We start from the raw sequence: 371 nt of genomic DNA on the forward strand, positions 1-371 counted from the left end.
TTGGTCGGTCTGGGTGGCGATCCGGCCGGCCTGGTCGTAGGTGTTGACGGTGCCGCCGCGGGTCTCCGCCTGGTCGCCCTCACCCTGGGTGAGGTCCTTGTGCAGAGAGTTCCCGGAGACGTCCAGCTGACGATCCGCACTGAACGGGGCGCCGGGGTACTGGGCGCTGGCGGGCTGCATGCCGGAGCCGGTCTCCACCCCGCCGTGGCCGTAGACGGGGGTGGTGACAATGTCGCCGGCCGTGGCCTGTGCAGGACGGCCGAGACCGTCATAGGCAGTGGTGGCGACCGCGGGCGTGGGCAGCGTCCGGTCGGCGAAGGTGCCGGTGGTGGTGACGGGGCGTCCGGCGAGGTCGAGGGTCCGGGTGGTGG

At 72.5% G+C, this 371-nt stretch carries 1 protein-coding gene; it reads right to left on the reverse strand.

Going from position 1 to position 371, the window contains the following annotated elements:
• Positions 1-371 (reverse strand): hypothetical protein (locus AA75_RS51155; protein ID WP_199520493.1); only part of this gene is annotated, 371 nt, incomplete at both ends.

The organism is Kitasatospora sp. MBT63 (genome assembly GCF_000710465.2).
Lineage (GTDB): Bacteria > Actinomycetota > Actinomycetes > Streptomycetales > Streptomycetaceae > Kitasatospora.